At 65.8% G+C, this 26,799-nt stretch carries 23 protein-coding genes and 2 tRNA genes; 10 read left to right on the forward strand and 15 right to left on the reverse strand.

Annotation, left to right across the window (positions count from 1 at the left end; translation table 11 throughout):
• Position 1: 1 nt before the first annotated feature.
• The 4 genes from V2B31_RS07785 to V2B31_RS07800 all read right to left on the reverse strand — a co-directional run bounded on the left by V2B31_RS07785 (position 2) and on the right by V2B31_RS07800 (position 5,252).
• A complete protein-coding gene (locus tag V2B31_RS07785; protein ID WP_328277118.1) occupies positions 2-1,198 on the reverse strand; it encodes an MFS transporter in 1,197 nt (398 codons plus the stop codon).
• 127 nt (positions 1,199-1,325) lie between these two features.
• Complete coding sequence (locus V2B31_RS07790) at positions 1,326-2,003, reverse strand: L,D-transpeptidase family protein (RefSeq protein ID WP_328277119.1); 678 nt, start codon at positions 2,001-2,003, stop codon at positions 1,326-1,328.
• A gap of 42 nt (positions 2,004-2,045) precedes the next feature.
• Complete coding sequence (locus V2B31_RS07795; protein ID WP_328277121.1) at positions 2,046-4,319, reverse strand: NADP-dependent malic enzyme; 2,274 nt, start codon at positions 4,317-4,319, stop codon at positions 2,046-2,048.
• A 27-nt stretch (positions 4,320-4,346) separates the two neighbouring features.
• Positions 4,347-5,252 (reverse strand): LysR family transcriptional regulator, encoded by a 906-nt coding sequence (locus V2B31_RS07800; protein ID WP_328277123.1) that lies wholly within the window; start codon positions 5,250-5,252, stop codon positions 4,347-4,349.
• A 193-nt stretch (positions 5,253-5,445) separates the two neighbouring features.
• Here V2B31_RS07800 and V2B31_RS07805 point away from each other — a divergent pair, with 193 nt between their 5' ends.
• From V2B31_RS07805 to V2B31_RS07825, 5 genes are all read left to right on the forward strand, one after another.
• Positions 5,446-7,560 carry a malate synthase G gene (locus V2B31_RS07805; RefSeq protein ID WP_328277125.1) on the forward strand — a complete coding sequence of 705 codons (2,115 nt, stop codon included), beginning with the start codon at positions 5,446-5,448 and terminating at the stop codon, positions 7,558-7,560.
• Positions 7,561-7,634: 74 nt separating this feature from the next.
• Complete coding sequence (locus V2B31_RS07810; RefSeq protein ID WP_328277128.1) at positions 7,635-8,264, forward strand: glutathione S-transferase family protein; 630 nt, start codon at positions 7,635-7,637, stop codon at positions 8,262-8,264.
• Positions 8,251-9,510 carry a M24 family metallopeptidase gene (locus V2B31_RS07815; RefSeq protein ID WP_328277130.1) on the forward strand — a complete coding sequence of 420 codons (1,260 nt, stop codon included), beginning with the start codon at positions 8,251-8,253 and terminating at the stop codon, positions 9,508-9,510. Before V2B31_RS07810 ends, V2B31_RS07815 begins: the two co-directional genes overlap by 14 nt.
• 211 nt (positions 9,511-9,721) lie before the next feature.
• Positions 9,722-12,388, forward strand: coding sequence for an alanine--tRNA ligase (gene alaS, locus V2B31_RS07820; RefSeq protein ID WP_328277133.1), 2,667 nt, complete (start codon positions 9,722-9,724; stop codon positions 12,386-12,388).
• 10 nt (positions 12,389-12,398) lie between these two features.
• Positions 12,399-13,343 (forward strand): glutaminase, encoded by a 945-nt coding sequence (locus tag V2B31_RS07825; RefSeq protein WP_328277135.1) that lies wholly within the window; start codon positions 12,399-12,401, stop codon positions 13,341-13,343.
• Here the strand turns inward: V2B31_RS07825 and V2B31_RS07830 are convergent.
• The 7 genes from V2B31_RS07830 to aroA all read right to left on the reverse strand — a co-directional run bounded on the left by V2B31_RS07830 (position 13,340) and on the right by aroA (position 19,844).
• Positions 13,340-15,124 carry a cation:proton antiporter domain-containing protein gene (locus tag V2B31_RS07830; RefSeq protein ID WP_328277137.1) on the reverse strand — a complete coding sequence of 595 codons (1,785 nt, stop codon included), beginning with the start codon at positions 15,122-15,124 and terminating at the stop codon, positions 13,340-13,342. The two genes, V2B31_RS07825 and V2B31_RS07830, sit on opposite strands and share 4 nt — an antisense overlap.
• Before the next feature lie 80 nt (positions 15,125-15,204).
• Positions 15,205-15,290 (reverse strand) — tRNA-Leu (locus tag V2B31_RS07835).
• A gap of 63 nt (positions 15,291-15,353) precedes the next feature.
• Positions 15,354-15,644, reverse strand: coding sequence for an integration host factor subunit beta (locus V2B31_RS07840; RefSeq protein WP_328277139.1), 291 nt, complete (start codon positions 15,642-15,644; stop codon positions 15,354-15,356).
• 190 nt (positions 15,645-15,834) lie between these two features.
• Complete coding sequence (gene rpsA, locus V2B31_RS07845) at positions 15,835-17,547, reverse strand: 30S ribosomal protein S1 (protein WP_328277142.1); 1,713 nt, start codon at positions 17,545-17,547, stop codon at positions 15,835-15,837.
• A 163-nt stretch (positions 17,548-17,710) separates the two neighbouring features.
• Positions 17,711-18,355, reverse strand: coding sequence for a (d)CMP kinase (cmk, locus tag V2B31_RS07850; protein WP_328277144.1), 645 nt, complete (start codon positions 18,353-18,355; stop codon positions 17,711-17,713).
• Positions 18,352-18,600, reverse strand: a complete 249-nt coding sequence (locus tag V2B31_RS07855; RefSeq protein WP_328277208.1) for a CBU_0592 family membrane protein — start codon at positions 18,598-18,600, stop codon at positions 18,352-18,354. Before V2B31_RS07855 ends, cmk begins: the two co-directional genes overlap by 4 nt.
• A gap of 11 nt (positions 18,601-18,611) precedes the next feature.
• Positions 18,612-19,844, reverse strand: a complete 1,233-nt coding sequence (gene aroA / locus V2B31_RS07860; RefSeq protein ID WP_422247546.1) for a 3-phosphoshikimate 1-carboxyvinyltransferase — start codon at positions 19,842-19,844, stop codon at positions 18,612-18,614.
• Positions 19,845-20,098: 254 nt separating this feature from the next.
• Here aroA and V2B31_RS07865 point away from each other — a divergent pair, with 254 nt between their 5' ends.
• From V2B31_RS07865 to V2B31_RS07875, 3 genes are all read left to right on the forward strand, one after another.
• Positions 20,099-20,434 carry a TIGR02300 family protein gene (locus tag V2B31_RS07865; RefSeq protein ID WP_328277148.1) on the forward strand — a complete coding sequence of 112 codons (336 nt, stop codon included), beginning with the start codon at positions 20,099-20,101 and terminating at the stop codon, positions 20,432-20,434.
• A 90-nt stretch (positions 20,435-20,524) separates the two neighbouring features.
• Positions 20,525-20,600: transfer RNA gene (locus V2B31_RS07870), tRNA-Ala, on the forward strand.
• Between the two features lie 170 nt (positions 20,601-20,770).
• On the forward strand, positions 20,771-21,061 hold the full coding sequence (locus V2B31_RS07875; protein WP_328277150.1) for a GIY-YIG nuclease family protein: 291 nt from the start codon (positions 20,771-20,773) through the stop codon (positions 21,059-21,061).
• Positions 21,062-21,085: 24 nt separating this feature from the next.
• On the opposite strand, the gene V2B31_RS07880 is transcribed toward V2B31_RS07875, so the two are convergent.
• On the reverse strand, positions 21,086-21,799 hold the full coding sequence (locus V2B31_RS07880; RefSeq protein ID WP_328277152.1) for an HPP family protein: 714 nt from the start codon (positions 21,797-21,799) through the stop codon (positions 21,086-21,088).
• Positions 21,800-21,841: 42 nt separating this feature from the next.
• On the reverse strand, positions 21,842-24,118 hold the full coding sequence (locus tag V2B31_RS07885) for an ATP-dependent helicase (RefSeq protein WP_328277209.1): 2,277 nt from the start codon (positions 24,116-24,118) through the stop codon (positions 21,842-21,844).
• A 105-nt stretch (positions 24,119-24,223) separates the two neighbouring features.
• Between V2B31_RS07885 and V2B31_RS07890 the strand changes: the two genes are divergently transcribed.
• Together V2B31_RS07890 and V2B31_RS07895 are read left to right on the forward strand one after the other, a co-directional pair.
• Positions 24,224-24,622: a GFA family protein gene (locus V2B31_RS07890; protein ID WP_328277154.1), complete on the forward strand. Its 399-nt coding sequence runs from the start codon at positions 24,224-24,226 to the stop codon at positions 24,620-24,622.
• Positions 24,623-24,754: 132 nt separating this feature from the next.
• Positions 24,755-25,204: a Fe-S oxidoreductase gene (locus tag V2B31_RS07895; RefSeq protein ID WP_328277156.1), complete on the forward strand. Its 450-nt coding sequence runs from the start codon at positions 24,755-24,757 to the stop codon at positions 25,202-25,204.
• A 52-nt stretch (positions 25,205-25,256) separates the two neighbouring features.
• Here the strand turns inward: V2B31_RS07895 and rsmD are convergent, their stop codons facing one another.
• Both rsmD and V2B31_RS07905 read right to left on the reverse strand, forming a co-directional pair.
• Complete coding sequence (gene rsmD / locus V2B31_RS07900; protein ID WP_328277158.1) at positions 25,257-25,796, reverse strand: 16S rRNA (guanine(966)-N(2))-methyltransferase RsmD; 540 nt, start codon at positions 25,794-25,796, stop codon at positions 25,257-25,259.
• Entirely contained in the window at positions 25,793-26,770 is a 978-nt protein-coding gene (locus V2B31_RS07905; RefSeq protein WP_328277160.1) for a pseudouridine synthase, read from the reverse strand. The genes rsmD and V2B31_RS07905 overlap by 4 nt, the downstream gene beginning before the upstream one ends.
• Positions 26,771-26,799 lie beyond the last annotated feature (29 nt).

Here is a 26,799-nt window from a genome sequence, read left to right on the forward strand (position 1 = left end):
CCTATTCGGCGGGGGCGGGGACGAAGCCGGCGGGCCTTCGATTCAGCATGATCGCCAACAGGAATATGGCAAGGCCGCCCAGCGCCAGCGCCGCGCCGATCCAGCCTGTCGAAACGAGGCCGTAGCCGGCCGCGATCGACAGGCCGCCGAGCCATGGGCCAAGCGCATTGGCGACGTTGAAGGCGCTGTGATGGAGCGCGGCGGCGAGCGTCTGCGCGTCGCCCGCCACGTCCATCAGCCGCGCCTGCAAGGGCGTGCCGAGCCCGCCGCCCACGCCGATCAGGAAGACGATGAGGCCGAGCGTCCAGATATTGCCGGCCATCAGCGGGAAGAGCGCGAGCGCCGCCGCGCTCCAAAGCAGCACTCCGATGACGGTGCGGTTGCGGTTGCGGTCCGCCAGCCAGGCCACGGCGAGATTGCCGAGCGTCATGCCGATGCCGAAGATCATAAGCACCAGCGGCACATATTTTTCGGACACATGCGTCACCTCGATCATCGTCGATGCGACATAAGTATAGACCGCGAACAGGCCGCCGAAGCCGATCGCGCCGGTCAGCAATGTCAGCCACACCTGTCCTTTGCCTAGCGCGGTCAGTTCGCGCATCGGGCTGGCGTGCGGATCGCCTGCATCGCGCGGGGCATAGAGCGCCACCAGCGTCACCGTCGCCAGCGCAAGAGCGGCGACGACGAAGAAGCCCGATCGCCAGCCCAGCGCCTGACCCATCCAGTTCGCGACCGGGACACCCAAGACAGTGGCGATGGTGAGGCCCGACATCACCTTCGCGATGGCGAGCGTGCGTTTCTCGATCGGGACGAGGCTGGCCGCCACCAGTGCGGCGACGCCGAAATAGGCGCCGTGCGGCACGCCGGAGAGGAAGCGGAAGACCAGCATCCAGCCATAGCTTGGCGACAAGGCGGAAAGGCCGTTCGCCAGCGCGAACATCGCCATCAGGCCGATCAGCAAAGTCCGGCGTGGCAAGCGCGCGCCGAACGCTGCAATAACCGGCGCGCCGGCGACGACGCCGAGCGCATAGGCGCTGATCGCGTGGCCGGCGGTCGGCGCATCGATGCCAAGATCGCGCGCGAAGAAGGGCACGAGGCTCATCGCTGCAAATTCGGTCGTGCCGATGGCGAATGCGCCCACCGACAAAGCGAACAGGACGAGCGCGGGATGGACGGGACGGGGCTGGTCGCGCATTGGGCGGCCTCCATGGTGCGGTGCAATATCGGACAAGCGCCGCAAATGGGCCGGGTGACAACGCTGGTCAAGGCCGCATATGTATGCGTTTATTGCATGTGCGCGTGCCCGCAGCGCAACCGGGCGATCAGCCCACCTGCGCCTTGCTGACGTCGAGCATCTTGCCGTCGGTGATAATCACCATATCGCCGACCTTGGTGACGCCGAACAGTTTCTGCGCGAACGCCTTGGGCACGCCGATGCAGCCATGGGTGGCGCGGCCCCATTGCACGTCGCTGCCATGGATGAACACACCGTCGCTGGTCAGTCGCTGGGCGTAAGGCATGGGCGCATTGTCGTAGGTGCGCGAATAATAGTCGGCGATCTTCTGGCTGATCGGGAAAGCGCCCTTCGGGCTCGGCTTGTCGGTTGCGCCGTAGAGGATGACGGCAGCGCCGATTTCGTATCCGGCGCGGAAGACCGAGAGCGTCTGCGCGCGGAGATCGACGGTGACGATCACGGGGCCGGCTTTCGGCGCGCCATTTTCGTCCCAGGCATAGTCGCCATGGCGGAACGGGCCGTCGATCTTCAGCACGCGCTTGACCCGCAGCGCGGCGGGATCGATCTCCATCGGCTGGTCGCTGCGGCGTTCGACCGGGGCGACGGGCTTGGGGGCCGGCGTAGGGGCGGCTTCGGCCACGGGGGCGGCGTCTGAGCCGGCGGGGCGGTCGATCCATTGCGACGCGATCAGCGCGCCGCCGCCCAGCAGGCCGCCGATCAGCAGCTTGGGGACGACACTCCGCAGAATCGCCTTCAATCCACGCATGGCTTTCCTCGTGATGGACGCCGATGCCTTATACCGAAAAGGTTAAGCCGAGCCTTCGCGCGCGACTTCCGCCGCCGCGATGGCGGTGAGGTTCAATATGCCGCGCGAGGTGACGCCAGGGGTCAGCACATGAATGGGCTTGGTGAGGCCCATCAGCATCGGCCCGACCGTGGGCGAACTGGACGAGGCCGATAGCGCGGTCAGGGTTATGTTGGCGGCGTCGAGATTGGGCATGACGAGCAGGTTCGCCGGTCCCTCGAACCGCGAATCCGGGACGAGCCGCTCGCGCAGGGCTTGGCTGAGCGCGGCGTCGGCGTGCATTTCGCCGTCCACCGCCAAATCGGGCGCGGCGTCGCGCACGATCTTGAACGCCTTGCGCATCTTGCGCGCGCTGTCGCTGTGCGACGCCCCGAAATTGGAGTGGGAGAGCAGGGCAGCACGGGGCACGAGGCCGAAATGGCGCAGTTCGGCACAGGCCGCCAAGGTCATTTCCGCCACCTGCTCGGGCGTGGGATCGGGCACCATATGGGTGTCGGTGATGAACAGCGCGCCCGCGTCCAGGATCAGCCCGGATAGCGCATAGACGCGGCTATGATCGCAGGTGCGGTCGATGATCCGCAGTACATGCTCGACCTGGCCCCAATATTCCGAACGCCCGCCGACCAGCGCTGCATCGACCCGCTCGGTTCGCAGCAGCATCGCGGCGGTGATGGTCGGGCGGCGGTAGACGTGGCGCAGCACTTCGTCGGCCGGCACGCCTTTGCGCCCAGCGATGGCGCGATACGCCTCGACCAGTTCGCCCATGACCAGGTGGTCGGTCTCCGGGTCGATCACCTCAACATCGCGCTCGAAGTCGAAGGAGAGGCCGAGTTCGGGCAGCTTCTTTTCAAGGATGCGACGGCGCGCGATGAGGGTCGGGCGGACGATCCCTTCGTCCAGCGCGTCGCGGATGGCGCGCAGGACGCGCTCATCCTCGCCCTCGCCATAGGCGATGCGGCAATGATTGCCGCGCGCGGCCTCGAACACCGGCAGCATCAGCTGACCCGACCGGGTTGCCTGGCGGGTGAGGCGGCGCTTGTAATCGTCAAGGTCGAGCGCGCGGCGCGCGACGCCGCTGTCCATCGCAGCCTTCGCGACCGCGACCGCGATCTCGCCGATCAGGCGTGGGTCGAAGGGGGTGGGGATGATATAGTCCGGCCCGAAGGCGAGCTTGCGCCCGCCATAGGCTTGCGCGACGCTGTCATGCGCCGGCATCCGAGCGAGCGCGGCGATGGCGTCGGCGGCGGCGACCTTCATCGCCTCGTTGATCTGGGTCGCGCCCACATCCAGCGCGCCGCGGAAGATGTAGGGGAAGCACAGGACATTGTTGACCTGGTTGGGATAGTCCGACCGGCCGGTGGCGATGATCGCATCAGGGCGGACTTCCCGCGCGGCCTCAGGCCGGATTTCCGGCTCCGGATTGGCAAGCGCGAAGATCAGCGGGTTGGGGGCCATCAGCGGCAGCCATTCGGGTTTCAGCACGCCCGGCGCGGACAGGCCCAGAAACAGGTTCGCGCCCGGCAGCACGTCGGGCAAAGTGCGCGCATTGGTATTGCGGGCATAGCGCGCCATGTTGGGGAGCATCCCCTCCCGGCCGGCATGGATCACGCCGTCCTTGTCGGTCATGGTGACATTCTCGACCGGCAGGCCCATCGACACGAGCAGATCGACGCAGGCGAGCGCCGCCGCGCCCGCGCCCGACGTCACCAGTTTGGCGTCGGCCAGCGTCTTGCCCTGGATCACCAGCGCGTTGCGGACGGCGGCGGCGACGACGATGGCGGTGCCATGCTGATCGTCGTGGAAAACCGGGATGTTCATCCGCTCCTTGAGCCGCGCCTCAATGGCGAAACATTCGGGGGCCTTGATGTCCTCCAGGTTTATGCCGCCGAAGGTCGGTTCCAGCAGCGCGACCGCGTCCACGAACTTGTCGGGATCGGTCGTGTCCACTTCGATGTCGAACACGTCGATATCGGCGAATTTCTTGAAGAGCACCGCCTTGCCCTCCATCACCGGCTTGGAGGCCAGCGCGCCGATCGCGCCGAGGCCAAGGACCGCCGTGCCGTTGGAGATGACAGCAACAAGGTTGCCGCGCGCGGTGTAGTCGAGCGCCTTGTCGGGATCGGCGGCGATTTCGACGCAGGGGGCGGCGACGCCGGGGGAGTAGGCGAGCGCCAGATCGCGCTGGTTCACCATCCGCTTGGTCGGCTCGATCCGCAGCTTTCCGGGTTGCGGATAGCGATGATAGTCGAGGGCGGCGCGGCGGGTGTTGTCGTCCATGCGCTGGGCCTTAAAGCCTGCGTTCCGCTAGGGCAAGACAGCGCGCTCCCAGGGCGGCGCGGGGCAATATAGTGTAACGAGAAATTCGATGAAGGCGGTGAGAGCGCGGGGCGGATTGGCCTGCGGCAGGTGGACGGCATAGAGGCCGACATCAAACGAGCCTTCATGATCGGGCAAAATCTGGCGCACCTGTCCACGTTCCAGCGCTTCGGCGATATCCCAGAGCGAGCGCAGCGCGATGCCGCCGCCGGCGAGGCTGAGTTCACGCACCAGCTCGCTGCTGTTGGTGCGGACATGGCTTTGCCCGTCGACCGTAACTGGACCTTTGGGCCCGACGAGCCGCCAGGGCATCTGCCCCCGCGCGGCGAGCAGGCGATGGGCCTTGAGGTCGGCGATCCGGCGGGGCGTGCCGTGCGCGTCCAGATAGGCGGGCGCGGCGCAGAGGATGCGGCGGTTGGTCGCCAGCCGCCGCGCCGCCAGCGCCGGGCCGAGATCGGCCGAGATGCGGAGCGCAAGGTCGAAGCGGCCATCGAGCAGGTCGCTATAGTCGTCGGAGAGATCGATGCTGAGATCGACGGCCGGGTGATCGTCCAGAAAGCGCTGGAGATAAGGCGCGAGGTGCATCCGGCCGAAGGATGTCGGCGCGCTGATCCGCAGCGGCCCGGCCGCCATTGCCGATGCGCCCGAGACGCGGCGTTCCGCCTCGTCCAGCGCCGCAAGGATCGCGCGGAGATCGGCGTGAAGCCGCTCGCCAGCGGGTGTCAGCGACAGCCGGCGCGTCGTGCGATGGACGAGCTTCGCGCCGAGCCGTTGCTCCAGCCGCGCCAGCCTTTTGGACATCATCGCAGGCGAGATGTGCAACCGCCGTCCCGCCGCCGCGAGGCCGCCTTCGTCCGCTACCGTCACGAACAGTTCATGGTCGGGGTCCATCATATTCGTTCACCAGAAGAATGGCTGTCTTTGTATAATAGCGGATATACGGTATAATTTGAAAAGGCTACTATAGGCCAAACATCGTCATCCCCGCGAATGCGGGGATCCATCTCCCGAGCTTGCGCCTGGTGAGATGACAGGAGATGGATTCCCGCCTCCGCGGGGATGACGAAGCTGTTCAAGGAGAAGAGCCATGACTGATGCGATGATCGACAAGGCCGGCCTTCAAGTCGCTGTCTCACTCGCCGACTTCATCGAGCAGCGCGCGCTTCCAGGCACCGGCATTGCGCCTGACGCCTTCTGGGCCGGCCTGGCGGACATATTCGCGCGGTTCGCGCCGGAAAATGCCGCTCTGTTGCGCAAGCGCGATACGCTCCAGGCGCAGATCGACAGCTGGCACGAACAGCGCCGGGGGCAGCCGCATGACGCCGATGCCTATGAAGCCTATCTGCACGAGATCGGCTATCTGGTGCCGGAGCCGGCGCCCTTCGCCATCGGCAGCGAGAATGTCGATGCGGAGGTCGCTACGACCGCCGGACCGCAGCTGGTCGTGCCGATCCTCAACGCCCGCTTCCTGCTGAACGCCGCCAACGCGCGCTGGGGCAGCCTCTATGACGCGCTGTACGGCACCGACGCCATACCGGGTGCGGCGGCGGGGCAGGGCTATGACGCCGCGCGCGGCGCGCAGGTCATCGCCTGGGCCAAGGCGTTTCTGGATTATGCGATCCCGCTGGCGAACGGCAGTTGGGCCGACTTGAGCGGCGAAGAGATTGTGCTGGCCGATCCTTCGCAGTTCGTCGGCACGAGCGCGAAGGGCAAGCTGTTCCGCCACAACGGCCTGCATATAGAGGTCGTCTTCGACTCCAGCCATCCGATCGGGGCGACCGACCCAGCGGGGATCGCCGACGTGATCCTGGAATCGGCGCTCACCACCATCTGCGATCTGGAGGACTCGATCGCGGCGGTGGACGCGGCGGACAAGGTTGCAGCCTATGCCAACTGGCTGGGGCTGATGCAGGGCGACCTGACCGACACGTTCGAGAAGGGCGGCCGACAAATGAACCGGGCGCTCAATCCCGATCGCGCCTATGTCGCGCCGGATGGCAGCGCTTTCACCCTACCGGGCCGCAGCCTGCTCTTCGTCCGCAATGTCGGCCATCTGATGACGACGCCGGCGATCCGCCTGCCCAATGGCGGCGAAGCGCCCGAAGGCATATTGGACGGCATCGTCACCAGCCTGATCGCGCTGCACGACCTGAACGGCCGCAAGGCGAACAGCCGGGCGGGCAGCGTCTATATCGTCAAGCCCAAGATGCATGGGCCGGAAGAAGTCGGCTTCACCAACCGGTTGTTCGACGCGATCGAGGATATGCTGGGCATCGCGCGCCATACGCTGAAGGTCGGCGTCATGGACGAGGAGCGCCGCACCTCCGCCAACCTTGCCGCCTGCATTCATGCGGTGAAGGACCGGATCGTCTTCATCAACACCGGCTTCCTCGACCGCACCGGGGATGAGATGCACACGTCGATGCAGGCCGGCCCGATGATCCGCAAGGGCGAGATGAAGACGAGCGACTGGATCGCCGCCTATGAGGATCGCAACGTTCAGATCGGGCTCGCCTGTGGGCTTGATGGTCGCGCGCAGATCGGCAAGGGCATGTGGGCGGCGCCCGACCGGATGGGCGACATGCTGGAGCAGAAGGTCGGCCATCCGCTGAGCGGGGCGAACACCGCCTGGGTGCCGTCCCCCACCGCTGCGACTCTGCACGCGACCCATTATCATCGCATCGATGTGTTCGCGCGGAGGAAGGAACGCGCGGCGGAAGGGATTGCGCCGCTGGGCAAGCTGCTGACGATCCCGGTCGCGGTCGGCCGCAATTTCTCCGAGGAGGAGATCGCGCAGGAACTGGACAATAATGCGCAGGGCATCCTTGGCTATGTCGTCCGGTGGATCGACCAGGGGGTCGGCTGTTCCAAGGTGCCCGACATCCACGACATCGGCCTGATGGAGGATCGCGCGACGCTGCGTATCTCGTCGCAGCATATGGCGAACTGGCTGCTGCACGGCGTCTGCACGGCGGCGCAGATCGACGCCGCCTTCGCCCGCATGGCGGCGAAGGTGGACGCGCAGAATGCCGGCGATCCGCTGTACGAGCCGATGAGCGGGCGGGAGGCGGAGAGCCTGGCGTATCAGGCGGCGCGCGCGCTGGTGTTCGAGGGGGTCGAGCAGCCGAGCGGCTATACCGAGCCGCTGCTTCACGCCTTCCGAGCGCGGAAGAAGGCGCAGGCGGCGCTGGAGATCGCCTGACAACGGGCGAAGGGATGTTGTGACCGGACCGGTCTGGCGTTAGCCCTTGGCTTTGCATCGCCACGGGAGCCGTCATGCCGGTCATCGTCCATCACCTCAACAACAGCCGGTCGCAACGCATCCTCTGGCTGCTGGAGGAATTGGGTGAGCCCTATGATGTGCGGCGCTACAAGCGCGACCGCAAGACGATGCGCGCGCCTGCCTCGCTGCGCGCGGTGCATCCGCTCGGCCGCTCGCCGGTTGTGGAGGTGGACGGGCATAAGCTGATCGAGACCGGCGCGATCATGGAGCATCTGGTTGCGCGGGCAGGGGGGCGGTTCGGGGCGCCCGCCGATGCGGAGGGCGCGATCCGCTACCGCCAGTTCATGCACTATGCCGAGGGGTCGATGATGCCGCCGCTGCTCGCGCTGCTGGTGGTGAACCGGCTCGGGCTGCTTGGGCGTCCTGCACGGCCTACGGTGCAGAAGATGCTGGACGATCATCTCGACTGGCTGGAGACGGAACTGGCGAGCCGGCCCTATTTCGCGGGCGAGACGTTCACAGCGGCGGACATGATGATGATGAGCTTCCCGCTGGAAGCCTCCCGCGCGCGCGGCGGGTTGGACGGATCACGCCCCCATCTGATCCGCTGGCTGGAGGACATGCACGCGCGCCCGGCCTATCAGACCGCGCTCAAGGCGGGAGGCCCCTATGCTTATGCCTGACCGACGGACATTGCTGCGCCGCGCCGCCGCCGGGCTGGCTGCCGCAGCAATCAGTCCACGCCTGTTCGCGCAGGAACGCGCCTCCGAAGCGCTAAGGCCGATGACTGGCGGTGTCGTGCCGATCGGCAGGGTGGAACGCGCCGACCGCCTGGCCCGCGCACAGCGCATGATGCAGGCCGCAGGGATCGACGCGCTGTTGATCGAGCCGGGCGCTAGCCTCATCTACTATACCGGCATAGGCTGGCACCGCTCCGAACGGCTGACCGCCGCCGTTCTTCCCGCGAGCGGTGCGCCGCTGATCGTCTGCCCCTTTTTCGAGAAACCCTCGATCGACGAGAGTCTCGCCATTCCGGCTGAGGTGCGGGTGTGGCAGGAAGATGAGAATCCTTATGCGCTGATCGCCGGTTTTCTGTCGGAGAAGCGACTGACGAAGGGGCGGATCGGGATCGAGGAGACGGTGCGCTATTTCGCGGTCGATGGGCTGAAGGCGGCATTGCCCGAAGCGACACTGGTGCGCGATCCTGTCACCCGCGCCCTGCGTATGCGCAAGACCGCTGCCGAAATCGCGCTGATGCAGGTGGCGGCGGACGTGACGATGGCGGCCTATCGCTGGACCTATCCGCAGGTCAGGGCCGGCATGACTCCTGCCGATATCGGCGCGCTGATGTCCGCCGCGACCAAGCAACTGGGCGGAAAGGTGGAGTTCAACCTGGTCCTACTGGGGCAAGCCGCTGCCTACCCGCACGGCTCGGGCAAGCCGCAGGCGGTGCGTGCGGGGGAGGTGGTGCTGATGGACTGCGGCTGCACTGTCGCGGATTATCAGTCCGACATCAGCCGCAGCTGGGTTCATGGCGCGACGGCGACGGCAGAGCAGCGCAAGGTCTGGAACGATGTGGCGCAGGGGCAGAAGATCGCGTTTTCGGCGGCGAGGCTGGGCGCGGCGGCAGGGTCGGTGGATGATGCGGTGCGGCAGCATTATGAGGCGCTCGGCTATGGTCCGCGCTATGCGCTCCCCGGCCTGTCGCACCGAACCGGCCACGGCATCGGCATGGAGGGGCATGAGGCGGTCAACCTTGTCCATGGCGAAACGACGAAGCTGGATGTGGGCATGTGCTTCTCTAACGAGCCGGGGCTGTATCTACCCGGCGTCATGGGCATTCGGCTGGAGGACTGCTTCCACATGACCGCGCAGGGGCCGGAGTGGTTTTCGAAGCCGCCGGGGTTGATGGCAGAGCCGATCGGCTAAATTGTGGTCACAAGGATATAGGTTGGACCATGATCGCGGCGGTAATCATCATGTTGATCTTAGCTGCCATCATCCCAGCGAAGGCTGGGATCCCACTTTTCTTGCGAATGCCCATAGGAAGGGAGATGCCAGCCTGCGCTAGCATGACGATGTTGGATAGCGACCGAAACCCCCGCTTGTGCGCCGCCGCGCTTCCCACTAAATCGCGGCCATGACATCGACCAACGACATTCGCCGCTCCTTCCTCGACTATTTCGGGGCCAACGGCCACACCATCGTGCCATCCGCGCCGCTGGTGCCGCACAACGATCCGACGTTGATGTTCGTCAACGCCGGGATGGTGCCGTTCAAGAATGTCTTCACCGGGTTGGAGACGCGCCCTTACAAGACGGCGACCTCCAGCCAGAAGTCGGTGCGCGCGGGCGGCAAGCATAATGATCTCGACAATGTCGGCTATACCGCGCGGCACCATACTTTCTTTGAAATGCTGGGGAATTTCAGCTTCGGCGACTATTTCAAGGAGCAGGCGATCACCCATGCGTGGACGCTCCTCACCAAAGAATGGGGTCTGCCGGCGGAGAAGCTCACCGCGACCGTCTATCATACGGACGACGAAGCGTTCGACCTGTGGAAGAAGATCGCCGGCCTGCCCGAGAGCCGCATCATCCGCATCCCGACCAAGGATAATTTCTGGGCGATGGGCGACAGCGGGCCGTGCGGTCCCTGCTCGGAAATCTTCTACGACCATGGCGATCATATCTGGGGCGGCCCTCCGGGATCGCCGGAGGAGGATGGCGACCGTTTCGTCGAGATCTGGAACCTCGTCTTCATGCAATATGAGCAGGAAGCTAACGAGATCGTTTCCGAGCTTCCCAAGCCCAGCATCGACACCGGCATGGGGCTGGAGCGGATCGCCGCCGTTCTCCAGGGGGTGCATGATAATTATGACACGGACACGTTCAAGGCGCTGATCGCCGAGAGCGGCGCGCTGTCGAGGACCGCGACGGACGGCGAGCATAAGGCCAGCCATCGCGTCATCGCCGACCATCTGCGCTCGACCAGCTTCCTGATCGCCGACGGCGTGCTGCCGGCGAACGAGGGGCGCGGCTATGTGCTGCGCCGGATCATGCGCCGGGCGATGCGCCACGCGCATATCATCGGCGCCAAGGAGCCTTTGATGTACCGGCTGGTGTCGTCGCTCGTCTCCGAGATGGGCGGGGCCTATCCCGAACTGGTCCGCGCGCAGCCGCTGATCGAAGAGACGCTGCTGCGGGAGGAGACCCGCTTCCGCAAGACGCTGGAAAATGGCCTTCGGTTGCTCGACGAAGCGACCGGCGACTTAGGCGAGGGCGGCACGCTGCCCGGCGAAACCGCGTTCAAACTCTACGATACCTTTGGCTTCCCTTATGACCTGACCGAAGATGCGCTCCGTTCGCGAGGCCTGACGGTCGATCGCGCCGGCTTCGACAGCGCCATGGCCGAGCAGAAGGCGGCTGCCCGTGCTGCGTGGAAGGGTTCGGGCGAGAAGGCGTCGGATGAAATCTGGTTCGACATCGCCGAAAAGGCCGGCAACACCGAATTTATCGGCTACGCCCATACGCATGGCGAGGGCGAAGTGCTGGCCATCGTCAAGGACGGTGTGAACTTCGACAGCGCGGCCGTTGGCGAGACGGTGACGATCGTCACCAACCAGACGCCCTTCTACGGCGAAAGCGGCGGCCAGATGGGCGACGCGGGGACGATCACGTCGCTTGGCGGCCTGTCGGCAAAGGTCGAGGACACGGCCAAACCGCTTGGCCGCCTGCACGCGCACCGCGCTTTGATCGAGGCAGGCAGCGTCAAGGTAGGCGATACGGTGCAGCTCGCGATCGACGTGGACCGCCGCGACCGCATTCGCGCCAACCATAGCGCCACTCACCTGCTGCACGCCGCGCTGCGCAAGGAACTGGGCGCGCATGTGACGCAGAAGGGGAGCCTCGTTGCACCCGACCGGCTGCGTTTCGACTTCTCGCATCCCGAGGCGCTTAGCCACAAGCAGATCGCGGCGGTCGAGGCCGATGTGAACGGGCAGATACGCTATAATGAGGCGGTCAATACGCGCCTCATGACCCCGGACGACGCCATCGCGGCCGGTGCCATGGCGCTGTTCGGCGAGAAATATGGCGACGAGGTGCGCGTTCTTTCCATGGGGCGGGGCGGGCCGCTCGCCGAGGAACTCCATTATTCGGTCGAACTGTGCGGCGGCACCCATGTCAATGCGACCGGCGATATCGCTTTGTTCAAGATCGTGTCGGAAAGCGCCGTTTCGTCGGGCGTCCGCCGGATCGAGGCGCTGACCGGGGAGGCCGCGCGCCTGTGGCTGACCGAGCGCGACGACAAGCTGCGGCAGACCGCCGCTGCATTGAAGACCACGCCGGAGGAGGTGCCCGCGCGCATCGCCGCGCTGGTCGAGCAGAGCCGCCGGCTGGAGCGCGAACTGGCCGACGCCAAGAAGGCGCTGGCGCTGGGTGGCGGCGGCGCCGCCAAGGCGGCGGGGCCGGAGCAGGTCGGCGCAGTCAGCTTCATGGGCCAAGTGATCGAGGGGCTGGACCCCAAGGAATTGCGCGGCATCGTCGATCAGAACAAGGCGGCGCTGGGCAGCGGCGTGTCGGCGGTGCTGGCGGTGGTCGATGGCCGGGCGAGCATCGCGGTTGGCGTCACTGACGACCTGACCGCCAGCATCAGCGCGGTGGATCTGGTCCGCGCTGGTGTGGAAGCGCTGGGCGGCAAGGGCGGCGGCGGCCGTCCCGACATGGCGCAGGGCGGCGGCCCCGATGGCGACAAGGCGCAGGCGGCGATCGACGCGGTGAAAGCGGCGCTGGCAAGCGTGCCCGCCTGACGCAGCCGGGATGCGGCGCGACCTGCCAGCCCTGATCGCCGAGATCGTCGCCCTGGCGGCGGCTGCGGAGGATCGGGGGACGGTGGCAACCTATATCCCTGAACTGGCGAAGGTCGATCCGGCGCGGTTCGGCATTGCGGTCGCGACGGCGGACGGGCGCGTTCTGGTAGGTGGAGACGCCGACACCGGCTTTTCGATCCAGTCGATATCCAAGGTGTTCGCGCTGACCCTGGCGCTCGGCAAGGTCGGCGACCAGCTGTGGGAGCGGGTTGGGCGGGAGCCTTCGGGCAATGCGTTCAACTCGATCGTCCAGCTGGAGCAGGAACAGGGGATTCCGCGCAATCCCTTCATCAACGCAGGCGCGATCGTCGTGTCGGACGTCAATCTGGGCGGGCATCAGCCGCGTGTCGCGATCGGCGAGATCGTGCGCTTCATCCGCTATCTGAGCGGCGACGATGGCATCGCCATCAATGAGGATGTTGCCGCGTCGGAAAGCGCGACCGGTTTTCGCAATCTGGCGCTCGCCAACTATATGCGCGCCTTCGGCAATGTCCGGCATCCGGTCGATCTGGTGCTGGGGCTCTATGTCCATCAATGTGCGATCGAGATGAGCTGCCGGCAGTTGGCGCTGGCGGGCCGCTACCTGATGCTGGGTGGACGACATCCCGATGGCGGACGCGTGATCTCACCGGGGCGGGCGCGGCGCATCAATGCGCTGATGCTGACCTGCGGCCATTATGATGCGTCGGGCGATTTCGCCTTTCGCGTCGGCATTCCCGGCAAATCGGGGGTGGGCGGCGGCATATTGGCGATCGTGCCAGGCTGCGCCTCGATCGCGGTCTGGTCGCCGGGGCTGAATGCGAACGGCAACAGCCAGATCGGCACGCAGGCGCTGGAGCGGCTGGCGATCGACATGGGCTGGTCGGTGTTCAGCGCGCCTGGGAGCGACGCCTAACCCACCTCGTCGGGGCGCAGTCGGCGCAGCTTGGGTGCGGTCTCCATTTGCGCGGCTTCCTTGATGCCGATGCGCAAATCCTCGCGGGTCTGGTGGATGGAGGCGATCACCGGCCCCATCGCGACGCCAAGATCGACCAGCGCGGTTTCGGCCAGTTGCAGCGAGCTTTCCAGCGTTTCGGGGACAGCATCGCTCGCACCGGCCTGGTAGAGCTGTGCCGCATGGTCGGTGTCGCGCGCACGCGCGATGATCGGAAGGTCGGGCACCCAGCCGCGCACGCGCCGCGTCACCCGCACTGACAGTACCGGATCGTCCATCGTCAGGATGAGCGCGCGGGCATGGCCGAGGCGGAGCTTGTCGAGCATCTCCGCCCGCGCCACGTCGCCGAACAATATGGGGTAGCCCTGTCGCCGCGCCTCGGCGACGACATCCGGGTCGGATTCGACAACGATGAAGCGCTGACGGTGGGTCTTAAGCAGGTCGCACACCATGCGTCCGACCCGGCCGAAGCCGATGACGACCGCCGCCGCTTCGGTCTGGTCCTCCTCAGTCTCCACCCGCTCCTCGCCCAGCGCCATTTCGAGGCGGCGTGACACATCATGGCCTATCCTGGCCAGCAGCGGCGTGATGGTGAGGCCGATCGCGGTCACGATCTGCCAGAAGGCGGCGGTCGAGGGCAGGATGAGCTGCGCTGCCGCCGCCGCCGACAACACGATCAGCGTGGTTTCGGACGGGCTCGACATCAGCAGCCCGACTTCCAGCGCCACGCCCTTGCGCGCGCCCGAGATATAGAGGAGCGCCGCTGTCACCAACGTCTTGGCGATGACGACGCCCAGCACCGCCAGCAGCAGGCTCGGCCAGTTGGCGAGGATGACGCGGATGTCGAGGCTCATGCCCACGGTGATGAGGAAGACGCCCAGCGCCAGTCCCTTGAACGGGGCGGTGATGACCTCGACCTCGCCATGATAGTCGGTTTCGGCGATCAGCAGCCCGGCGAGCAGCGCGCCGACGATTGGCGACAGGCCAGCGATCGACGTAGCGAGGCTGGAGACGATCACCACCAGCAGGCTTGCGGCCAGAAATACCTCGGGGCTCTTGGTCCGCGCCGCCTGGCTGAAGATATGGGGCAAGGTGAAGCGGCCGAGGACTAGCATCACTGCGATGGTGATACCGCCTTTGAGCAGCGTGTCGGCCATCGCGCCCCATGGCCCGTCCGGGCTTGCCGCGACGGATGGGGCAAGCGCGCCCAGCATGAAGATGATCGGGACGAGCGCCAGATCCTCGAACAACAGCATCGAGAAGGCCGCGCGTCCGACCGCGCTTTGGGTGCCGACCATCGGCAGCACCACGGCGGTCGAGGACAGGGCGAGCGCCATGCCGAGGCCGATCGCCCCTGCGGTCGGTTGTCCCAGAAGATAGAGGCCGAGCGCGATCAGCAGCCCGCTGCCGATGAGTTCGGTCGCGCCGACGCCAAACACTTGCGTGCGCATCGTCCATAATCGGCGGAAACTCAGTTCCAGCCCGATCGAGAAGAGCAGCAATATGACGCCTAGCTCGGCGAATGGCTCGATCGCATCGCGGTCGGATATGGTGACATGATAGAGCCACGGATATTGCCCGACCAGCGCGCCGAGCCCCGCCGGTCCTACCGCCAGCCCGACCAGTATGAACCCGATCACCGGGCTGATGCGGAAGCGCGCGAAACCGGGGATGACAAGCCCCGCCGCCCCCAGGATCACCAGGGAGTCGCTGAAGCTTTGCGGGTTGATCGATCCAGCCATGCCCCATCATTGCGGCTGGGGCACCAAAAGGCCACCCCCAACGCGGACTTGGCGGGAAAAAGAACCGGCATCGTTCCTGGTGGTGCGGACGGCGGGACTTGAACCCGCATTTCCAGGGGAAGGCGGATTTTAAGTCCGCTGCGTCTACCGATTTCGCCACGTCCGCGCGCTGCCCTGCGGCCCGCCACCCCTGACGGCTGGCGAGCGACAGGTCAAGCCGCCGATGAGGTCAGGCCTCGCCCTTGACGTTCAGCCGTTCGCGCATTTCCTTGCCCGGTTTGAAATAGGGCACACGCTTGGCGCAGACCGGCACCTGTTCGCCGGTGCGCGGATTTCGCCCCGTCCGTGCGTCGCGCGCGCGCGTCGTGAACGCGCCGAAGCCGCGCAGTTCCACGCGACCCCCGCTGGACAATCGCTCGACGATTTCCTTGAAGAAGAGGTCGACGATTTTCTCGACCTCCTGCAGGTTCAGCCCAGGATTGTCCTCGGCCAGTTTCTGGATAAGTTCCGAACGGATCATTGGTTCTCCAGCGCCCCTCAATGCTGTGTCCCAAGGATCGACAATAGAGCGTCGGCCCGCCAATGACAATGAGCGCGCAAAAATTGCATTACCGTTTCGAGACGATCGGTTTGTTCCGTGATTTCAAAGCAAAAGGCCCGCCGGACAGGAGTCCGGCGGGCCTCTTCCCTTAAGGGAGCGTGGGAAGCGCTTAGCCTTCGCTCTTCGCCTTGAGCGCTTCGCCCAGAATGTCGCCGAGCGATGCGCCGCTGTCGGACGAGCCGTACTGCGCCACGGCCTGCTTCTCTTCGGCGATCTGCATCGCCTTGACCGAGAAGGTCGGCTTCTTGGCGCGGTCGAAACCGGTCACCATGGCGTCGAACTTCTGGCCGATCTGGAAGCGCTCCGGGCGCTGCTCGTCGCGGTCGCGGCCAAGGTCGCTGCGCTTGATGAAGCCGGTCGCGCCGTCTTCACCGGCCTGAACTTCCAGACCGCCGTCGCGAACTTCCAGAACGGTCACGGTGACGATCGCGTTCTTGTTAAGACCAGCCGAAGCCGCCGTGGTGCCGCCGGCCGCCGGGCCGCCACGCTCAAGCTGCTTCATGCCAAGGCTGATGCGCTCCTTCTCGACATCGATGTCGAGAACGACGGCCTGAACCGTCTCACCCTTGCGGTGCAGCGCCAGCGCGTCCTCGCCGGAAATGCCCCAGGCGATGTCCGACATGTGAACCATGCCGTCCACATCGCCATCGAGGCCGATGAACAGGCCGAACTCGGTGGCGTTCTTGACTTCGCCCTCGACGGTCGAGCCGACCGGGTGACGCTCGGCGAAGCTGTCCCACGGGTTGCTGATCGCCTGCTTGAGGCCGAGGCTGATGCGGCGCTTGTCGGGATCGACCTCCAGGACGATGACGTCGACTTCCTGGCTGGTGGAGACGATCTTGCCGGGATGGACGTTCTTCTTGGTCCAGGACATTTCGCTAACGTGGACGAGGCCCTCGATGCCCGGCTCCAGTTCGACGAACGCACCATATTCGGTGATGTTCGTGACGCGGCCCGACAGCTTCGCGCCGATCGGGTACTTGGCCGATGCGCCTTCCCACGGATCGCTCTCAAGCTGCTTCATGCCAAGGCTGATGCGCTGGGTGTCGCGGTTGATGCGGATGATCTGGACACGGACGGTGTCGCCGATGTTGATCATCTCGTTGGGGTGGTTGATGCGCTTGTAGGAGAGGTCGGTGACGTGCAGCAGGCCATCGATGCCGCCCAGGTCCACGAACGCGCCATAATCGGTGATGTTCTTGACCACGCCCTCGATGATCTGGCCCTCAGCCAGCGTCTGGATGAGGCCGCTGCGCTGTTCGGCGCGGGTTTCTTCCAGGATCGCGCGGCGCGACACGACGATGTTGCCGCGGCGGCGATCCATCTTCAGGATCTGGAAGGGCTGCGGAATGTCCATCAGCGGGGTGACGTCGCGGACGGGGCGGATATCGACCTGCGAACCGGGCAGGAAGGCCACGGCGCCGTCCAGGTCGACGGTGAAGCCGCCCTTCACGCGGCCGAAGATCACGCCTTCGACGCGGGCGTTTTCGGTGAATTCGCTTTCCAGCTTGTCCCAGGCGGCTTCGCGGCGGGCGCGGTCGCGCGACAGCATGGCTTCGCCATGGGCGTTTTCGACGCGGTCGACATAGACTTCGACTTCGTCGCCGACCTTGAGGTCAGCCTTCTGGCCCGGCGCGGCGAATTCGCGCAGCGGCACGCGGCCTTCGGACTTGAGACCAACGTCGATGACGGCGAGGTCGTTTTCGATGGCGGTAACGGTGCCCTTGACGACGCGGCCCTCGAAGCCGCCGTCCTCGCCACCGAGGGAATCATTGAGCAGCGCGGCGAAATCGTCGCGCGTGGGGAATGCCGTAGAGGCCATTAAGTCGTTCCTTCACTCATCATTGCTGGCCTACCGGTTGTCTCCGGTGGTCTTTAGGCCAAACTACGCGCGGGACCGAATATCCCGAGCGTGCCCAAACGGTTAGGGGCTGGAACGCGCCGGCCATGACAAGCGAAAAGGGCGCCCGGAAACTCCGCGCGCCTTATCGGACCGGGCGATACGCGCGGCCTTCAAGCTGGGCGTCCACAAGCGCGATCGCCCGCTGGACGGCCGCTTCTATAGTCAAATCGCTCGTGTCTAGCAAGTCCGCGCCTTCGGCCTGTTTGAGCGGCGCATGATCGCGGCTCATGTCGCGCGTGTCGCGTGCCTGAATATCGGCGACCAGGCTTGCCATGTCGGGCGTGCCGCCATGCGATAGCGCGTCCTGATAGCGGCGTTCCGCCCGCACCTTCACGCTCGCCGTCACGAAGATCTTGGCGTCGGCATCGGGCGCGATGACGGTGCCGATGTCGCGCCCGTCGAGGATGGCGCCGCCCGGCTGGGTGGCGAAGTCGCGTTGCCGCTGAACCAGCGCGTCGCGCACGCTCTGATGCACCGATACGCGGCTGGCGAGGCTGCCCACGGCTTCGGTGCGGAGCGCCGGGTCCGCCAGAACCGCGTCATCGAAGTCGCAGGACGCGAGGGCGTCCGCAGCGATGTCCGGGTCGCGCCCGGCCTTCAATACGGAAAGGCCGACTGCGCGATAGAGGAGTCCGGTGTCCAGCACCGGCAGGCCATAATGGCGGCCAAGCGCCTTGGCGATCGTGCCCTTGCCCGAGGCGGCGGGGCCGTCGACGGCGATGATCATGCGCGCTTCCTTCGCAAGGCATTGCCGAGGCCAAGCAGCGCGATCGCCGCCCAGACGATTTCCAGCGCCATGGACGCCAGGTTGAAATGCACCGTCAGCGACCAGATCAGGAGTAGCGATCCGACAAGGTTCAAGAGGTTGAAGATAACGAAGTTCAGGCTCTTCGCCATATTGCTATAGGCATAGGCGACGACCATCAGGCCGCTGCCGATCAGGCCGACGATGTTCGCCCAATCCCAATTCAAGCCGTCGAAATTCATGCGACGGCTCCCAGTTGTTGGAGCAGCGGCACGAAGGTCGGGAAGCTAGTGGCGACCGGGCGCATGTCATCTACGATGACGCCGTTCTTGGATACGAGACCCGCGACGGCGAAGCTCATGGCGATGCGGTGATCGAGCTTCGTTGCGATCGGACCGCCACCGGGCAGGGGCGCGCCGCCGCTGCCTTGGATGATAAGGCCATCCTCCAGTTCCTCGACCGGGACACCGATCGCGCGCAGTCCTTGCGCCATGGTGGCGATGCGGTCGGATTCCTTGACGCGCAGTTCTTCGAGGCCCCGGAAGATGCTGCGGCCCTCGGCAAGCGCGGCGGCGATGAAGGCTATGGGATACTCGTCGATCATGCTGGGCGCGCGGGCAGGATCGGGCTCGACGCCCTTGAGCGTAGACGCCGTGACGATCAGGTCGCCGACCGGCTCGCCGCCGACTTCGCGCGCATTGACGACCTCGATCGATCCGCCCATTTCGCGCAACAGGTCGATGAGGCCCGCGCGCGTGCCGTTGAGACCGACATTGGCGATCGTTATGCGCGATCCCGGCACTAGCAGCGCCGCGACCATGGGGAAGGCGGCTGAGGATGGGTCGCCGGGCACGACGATAGTCTGCGGCTTCAGCTCCGCTTCGCCGGTCAGGGTGATGATCCGAGTCCCGTCCGCCTTGACTTCGACGTTCAGGTCCGCGCCAAAGCCTTTCAGCATACGCTCGCTATGATCGCGCGTGGGGATCGGCTCGACCACGCGGGTGATGCCGGGGGTATTGAGGCCGGCGAGCAGGATTGCCGACTTCACCTGCGCCGACGCGACGGGCAACCGATAATCGAGCGGCACCGCTGGGCACGCGCCGCGCATCGTCAGCGGCAGTCGGTCGCCGGGGCTGGTCGTGAAACTCGCGCCCACCCGCCCGAGCGGCTCGGTAACCCGCGCCATCGGCCGCTTGCTCAAGGATGCGTCGCCCACGAAGGTCGCGGTAAGGTCATGGCTGGCGAGGAGGCCCATGAGCAACCGGGTCGATGTGCCGCTATTGCCCATGTCGAGCGCCGTTTCCGGCTGAAGCAAGCCGCCTACGCCGACGCCATGGACGTGCCAGACGCCGTCCGCATCCCGCTCGATCTGCGCCCCCATCGCCCGCATCGCAACGGCGGTCGCCAGCACATCTTCGCCCTCCAGCAGTCCCTCAACGCGGCTTTCGCCGATCGCCAGCGCGGAGAGCATCAGCGACCGGTGGGAGATGCTTTTGTCGCCCGGCACGGTGACGCTGCCCGACAACGGTGGCGCGGCGGTGAAGGTGCGGGGGGCGGGGTGATCGTCTGTCGGGGTCAAGGGCTGTCCAATGTGCTGGAACCGAAAAAAGGCGACGCGGCTTTTGACAGCGCGGTTTGCCTATGGCAAGGCGCGCCACGTTTCGCGGCCAACACCCGTTGCGCCGCGTGATTTCTGTTTGAGCATCAAGAAGGAACAGGCCGGACATGGTGAAGGCTGAATGGGGCACGAAGCGGACCTGCCCGAAATGCGCGACTCGCTTCTACGACCTGGGCAAGGACGATCCGGTGGTCTGCATCAATTGCAACACCGCCTGGGAGCCCGAGCCGGTGCTGAAGTCCAAGCAGCCGCTTCCTTATGAGGAGGTCGCGCCCAAGAAGGTGATCGAAACCGCCGACGGCGAACTCGAAACCGCGGACGATGATCTGGACCTCGACATCGACGTCGATGAGGACGGCGATTCGCCGGATAACGACGTCGATCTGGGCGGCGACGACGATCTGGGCGTCGACGCTGGCGGCGACGAGGACGACGATAATTGAGTTGAAATTTCCGCTTGCCAACCGGATCGCCTGATCCTAGAGGCAGCGACCTCGAAGCGCCGGACCCAAACGGCGCTTCCATCTGGTGACGGGGCCTTAGCTCAGCTGGGAGAGCGCCTGCATGGCATGCAGGAGGTCAGCGGTTCGATCCCGCTAGGCTCCACCAGTTTTCGGATCAGAAAATGTCCGGGGGACATTTTCCCGAAAAACTCCCGAAGCGACAGCGAAGGGGTGTAGCCGAAGCCGTACGGGTACGGCTCTCCTGACAAAAATGCACTATCCGCCTCCGTTCGTCCTGAGCTTGTCGAAGGACGCGCGCCCCGCTTATGATAAAGCATGGATTTCTACGCTTGCCTTCTGCGGTGCAGCGACGGCTCTTTCTACGCCGGCCATACCGACAATCTGGACCTACGCATCGCGGCCCGTGAGCAAGGTGAGTCGAGCGGCTATACCGCGCCACGCCGGCACATCGCGCTCGTCTGGAGCGAGAGCTTTGGCACACGCGATGAAGCGCTGGCTGCCGAGCGGCGCATCAAGGGGTGGAGTCGCACTAAGAAGCAGGCTTTGGTCGAGGGGAATTGGGAGCGGATCAAGGTGCTGGCGCGTAACAGGCAGACTGGCGGCTAGGAAAGCGCGCGCCCTTCGACAGGCTCAGGGCGAACGGGCGGGGAAGGGAGGCGAAGCTGTCATCCGCGCCTTCGCGTGCAGTTCCGCCCGGGATAGCAGCAGATCGAGATCCTCGCGCGCGATGTCGAAGCTCTCGTGCATGTCCTCCAACGCCCGATCGATATCCTCGGCATGGAAGCCGGCGGCGGCCTGCTCGGCGCGGGCGACTTGCGGCGGCAGCGCAGGCTGATGCGGATAGCTGTGGCCGCTGATGCGATGAAACAGCATCGCCAGCGATACCAAGGCGATCGAATTGATGCCCACCGGCGCGAAGGCAAAGCCATAGCCCGCCGCATGGATGCTGTCGCTGCCGATCACGGCGGTCAGCGCCGCCGCGCCACCAGGCGGATGCAGGCAGCGCAGCAGCGACATCAGCAGGATTGCGCCACCGACTGCGAGCCCGCTCGCCAGCTCGACATTGGGCACGAGCCGATGCACCGCCACGCCGACAAGCGTCGAGAGGATGTTGCCGCCCACCACCGACCAAGGCTGCGCCAACGGGCTGGAGGGAACGGCGAACACCAGCACCGCCGAAGCGCCGAGCGGTGCGACGATGACGGGCAGGTCATTGCTCGCCAGCGGCAATTGCGAACAGACGATGATCGTGAGCGCGACGCAGATGGCAGCGCCGATGCAGGCAATGATGCGACCGGGCAGCTGCGCCCCCGCCAGAATGGGCTTGAAGAAGCGATAGGGCATCGAGACACTCTGACGGGATGAATGGTAGCCGCGCGCTCGCGATTAGGCGAGGCTTACGAAGCTGTCCATCACCCGCTTTCGCCCGGCGGTCTCGAAATCGATCTCCAGCTTGTTGCCCTCGATCTCGGCAACCGTGCCATAGCCGAACTTCTGGTGGAACACGCGCAGCCCTACTGTCATGTCGTCGCGGCCCTTGTTGCCGAGCGACACGGCCGACGCGCGCGCTTCCACGATCCGCACCGGTTCCCGGCTGAACTGCCCGGAGGATTGCGCGCGCTGCCAGCCCGGTCCGCGTCCGGTACCGCGCGCGACGTTGGCGAAGGGATCGTCTCGCTCCGACCAGTTGGCGCGCCAGAGCGACGCGCCGCCGCTCATGCTGCTTTCCTGCTCGATATGCTCGGGCGGCAATTCGCCGACGAAGCGGGAGGGGATGGAACTGGTCCACTGGCCGTAGATACGGCGGTTGGCGGCGTGGAGGATGGTGCAGCGCTTGCGCGCCCGCGTGATCGCAACATAAGCGAGGCGGCGTTCTTCCTCCAGGCTATTGAGGCCGCCCTCGTCCAGCGCCCGCTGTGACGGGAAGATGCCTTCCTCCCAGCCGGCGAGGAACACATGGTCGAACTCCAGCCCCTTGGCGGCGTGGATGGTCATGATCGTGACCTTGCGCTCCTCCGCTTGCGCTTCGTTATCCATGACGAGGCTGACATGCTCCAGGAATGCACCCAGAGTCTCATATTCCTCCATCGCGCGGGTGAGTTCGGTGAGGTTTTCCAGCCGTCCCGCGCTCTCGGTCGAGCGTTCGGCCTGGAGCATCGCGGTATAGCCGCTTTCGTCCAATATCTGCCGCGCCAGTTCGGCATGGGGCAGCTGCGCCGCGCGATCGCGCCAGCGTGCGAGGTCGCCGATGAACGCGCCCAGCGACCGGCGCGCCTGCGGCGTCAGCTCATCGGTGTCGAGGATGCGCGCCGCCGCCAGCGTCAGCGGCACCCCCTGCGCGCGGGTGAGGCGATGCAGCTTTTCCACCGCCTTGTCGCCCAAACCGCGCTTCGGTACATTGACGATCCGCTCGAAGGCGAGGTCGTCGGCCGGCTGGTTGACGAGCCGTAGATAGGCGAGCGCATCGCGGATTTCGGCGCGCTCGTAGAAGCGGAAGCCGCCGACGATGCGGTAGGGCAGGCCGATCTGGATGAAGCGGTCCTCGAACTCGCGGGTCTGGTGCTGCGCGCGGACGAGGATCGCGACTTCCTCCAGCGACGCGCCGCTGCGCTCGATCGCCTCTATCTCCTCGCCGACGCGGCGCGCTTCCTCCGGCCCATCCCATATGCCGACCACGCGCACCTTTTCGCCGACGTCGATGTCGGTCCACAATGTCTTGCCGAGGCGGTTGCCATTCTCTGCGATCACGCCCGATGCCGCGCCGAGAATATGCGGCGTGGACCGATAATTCTGCTCCAGCCGGATGATCGTCGCGCCCGGAAAATCCTTTTCGAACCGCAGGATATTGGCGACCTCTGCGCCGCGCCATGAATAGATGGACTGGTCGTCATCGCCGACGCAGCAGATATTCTTGCGGTTCTGCGCGAGCAGCCGCAGCCAGAGATATTGGCTGGAGTTGGTATCCTGATATTCGTCCACCATGATATAGCGGAATTTCTGCTGATATTGCTCCAGCACGTCGCGATGCGTTTTCAAGATTGTCAGAACATGCAGGAGCAAGTCCCCGAAATCGCAGGCATTCACGTCGCGTAAACGTGCCTGATAGGCGGCATAGAGCTTCTGCCCCTTGCCATGGGCGTAGCCTTCCGCCTCGCCCGCGCCGACCTCGGCCGGGGTCAGACCCTTGTTCTTCCACTGGTCGATCAGCCCGGCGAGCTGCCGCGCCGGCCAGCGCTTCTCGTCGATGCCCTCTACCTGGATAAGCTGCTTGAGCAGCCGCAGCTGGTCATCGGTGTCGAGGATGGTGAAGTTGGATTGCAGCCCCACCAGTTCGGCATGGCGGCGGAGCATCTTCGCGGCAATTGCGTGAAAGGTGCCGAGCCAGGGCATCCCCTCGACCGCATCGCCGATCATGTGGCCAACGCGCGCGCGCATTTCCCGCGCGGCTTTGTTGGTGAAGGTGACGGCCAGGATTTCGGACGGCCAGGCGCGCCGCGTCGCGACGAGGTGGGCGAGCCGCGCCGTCAGCGCCGCTGTCTTGCCAGTGCCCGCGCCAGCCAGCACCAGCACCGGCCCCTCGGTCGTCAGCACCGCCTCGCGCTGCGGCGGGTTGAGGCCACGCAGATAGGGCGGATCATTGGGCGAGGCGGCAGGAACGGTCATCATCGACAACTAGGAGCGGGAGGCGGCGGGAGCAAGGGCAGGCCCTTGCGGCGGACGCCATTCTATGAGAACAAAAGGCGAATCAATCAAGGGAGGATGTGCGCGATGCTGACGGGAAAATGCCAGTGCGGCGCGATCCGTTACGAGGTGGAGGGCGAGCCTGCCCATAGCGCGATCTGCCATTGCAGTGACTGCCGCGCGAGCGCTGGTGCGCCGATGGTCGGGTGGGCTCTGTTTCCAGACGAGAAGGTCACGATCCACGGCGATCCGGCGCGCTACCAGTCGTCGAAACATGCCACGCGCCATTTTTGCGGCATCTGTGGTACCGGGCTGTTCTACACCAACCCGACGATCTTCCCCGGCGCGATCGACATCCAGACCAGTACGCTGGACGATCCCGCCGCGCTGCCGCCGGAAGGACAAATCCAGATGGCGGAGGCGCATCCCTGGATGGCGAGCCTGGACAAACTGCCGACCTTCGCCCGCTATCCCGAAGGGCCATGATGCCATAGGATCGGCCCAGCGCGCGCGGCGCACATCCGGTCGTCCTAAGCAGGAACGGGCGCCTCTGACTTCTTGTTCTATCCTGTGCCCGAGCGGGCGATGGGGCAAGAACAAAAGGAAAGGATGATCCCGATGAGGAAATTTCTCCTGGCCGGCGCGGCGCTGCTGAGCCTTGCCGCGGTCCAAGGCCCCGCCAATGCGCAAGATATGGGAAGCCAGGGCAGCCAGCCGCCCGGTGACGCCATGACTCCACCCGCTGATCCCGCAGCGTCCGCGCCGCCAAGTGATGCCGGCAATCCGCCCGCCGATCCTGCCGCAAGTCCTGCAATGCCGCCGCCAAGCGATCCCAATGCCGGCCAGCCGACCGGCGCGGTTCCGTCCAATAGCGGGATGGTCCCCGCGCCTGCGGGTATGCCACGCGATCCCAATGCCCCGGTCGGATCGGATGCGAACCCGGTCACGGTCGGCGGCAACATGACTCCGCCGCCCACCGAGACAAAAGATTACCCGGTCTGTTCGCGTTCGGTACAGGATAGCTGCGTCAATCCGGGCGAAGCGCGCAGAGGACGTGCGCGGCGCTGATAAACCCCAAAGATGGAAAAGGGCGACCCATTCGAGGTCGCCCTTTCCTATTTCAGTCGTCTGCGCGCAGCAGCGTCAGCCGCGCCTTGCCGACATCGCGCACTGCGTCGATGGCGAAGCCCTTGACGGCCACATCCTCGCGCCGGTCGGTTTCGATGCTGATCCAGGTCGCGGCCTGGGTCCAGCCGAGCCGGGCGAGCTTGTCGAGGGCGACCTGACCCGCGCCGCTCTGATAGGGCGGGTCCATGAAGAGGAGGTCGAGCGGCTTGGGCGCCGGCCCAAGCGACAACACGCTGCTGGCGCGCACGTCGGGCCGCACGCCGAGCCTTTCGCCATTGGCGCGGATTGCATCCAGTGCCGCCTTGTCCTGCTCGACGAACAGGCAGGACGCCGCGCCGCGCGACAGCGCTTCATAGCCGATCGCGCCCGATCCGGCGAAGAAATCTCCCACTGCCAGCCCCTCGAACGATCCCAGTCGGCTGGTCAGCATCGAAAACAAGGTCTCGCGCGTCCGGTCAGCGGTGGGGCGAGTCGCATCCCCCTTCGGCGCGACCAGCGGGCGGCCGCGCCATTGTCCGGCGATGATCCTCATTCCTGCGGCGCTTTCTTAAGGCTGCTGCGGAATTGAATAAGGTCATGCTGCCGCACTTCGTCGACTGCGCCCACCGGCATCTCGCCCAAGGTGAAGGGGCCATAAGCGGTGCGGATCAGGCGGCTGACCTTCAGCCCCAGATGTTCGAGCACACGCCGCACCTCGCGGTTCTTGCCCTCCGTCAGCGTCATTTCGATCCACTGATTGCGCCCGGTGCGCCGCTCCAGATTGGCCTCGATCCGGCCGTAGCGGATGCCGTCTATCTCCAGACCGTCGAACAGGTCTTCGAGCTGCTGCTGGCTTATGTCGCCGAAGGCGCGAGCGCGATAGGTGCGGGGGACGCCGGTCGCGGGCAATTCCATCTGTCGCTTGAAACCGCCGTCTGTGGTGAGCAGCAGCAGTCCTTCGGTATTCATGTCCAGCCGCCCGATCGGCATCAGGCGCGGCAATCCTTCGGGCAGGCGATCGTAGATGGTCGGGCGGCCGGCAGGGTCGCGCTCGGTGGTGAGGCAGCCGGTCGGCTTGTGGAACAAAAACAGCCGCGCGGGCGCAGGCGCGGCGACCGCTACGCCATCGACGGTGACACCATGGAGCGAGGTCAGCAGCGTCGCGGGGGTATCGATCGCCACCCCGTCGCGGGAGATCCGCCCTTCGGCGATCATCCGCTCGATTTCCCGCCGGGACGCGACGCCCGCGCGCGCCAGCAGCTTAGCGATGCGCTGCGGCCCGCCACCATCGCCGGCGGACGCCGCGCGCGCAGGGTGTGGATTGGCCGGCCGAGGGGCGGCAGGCTTGCGCGGCGGCCTGCCGCCCACATCCGGCCGCTTGGCTGGCGAAGCCGCGTTCCGACGCTCCCCCCTTGCCGGCCGCGCTGTCTCTCCGGCGTTCCGACCGGCTCCTTCGGGTCCGCCGGGGCGCTTTGGCCCGCCGGCGCCTCGCCGACGCGGCGGTCCGGATTTTTTCGGCGGTTCCAACAGGGCATTCCTTTTCTTGCGCGCCGGCT

Source organism: Sphingobium sp., from assembly GCF_036170395.1.
In the GTDB taxonomy this organism is placed as follows: Bacteria; Pseudomonadota; Alphaproteobacteria; order Sphingomonadales; family Sphingomonadaceae; genus Sphingobium.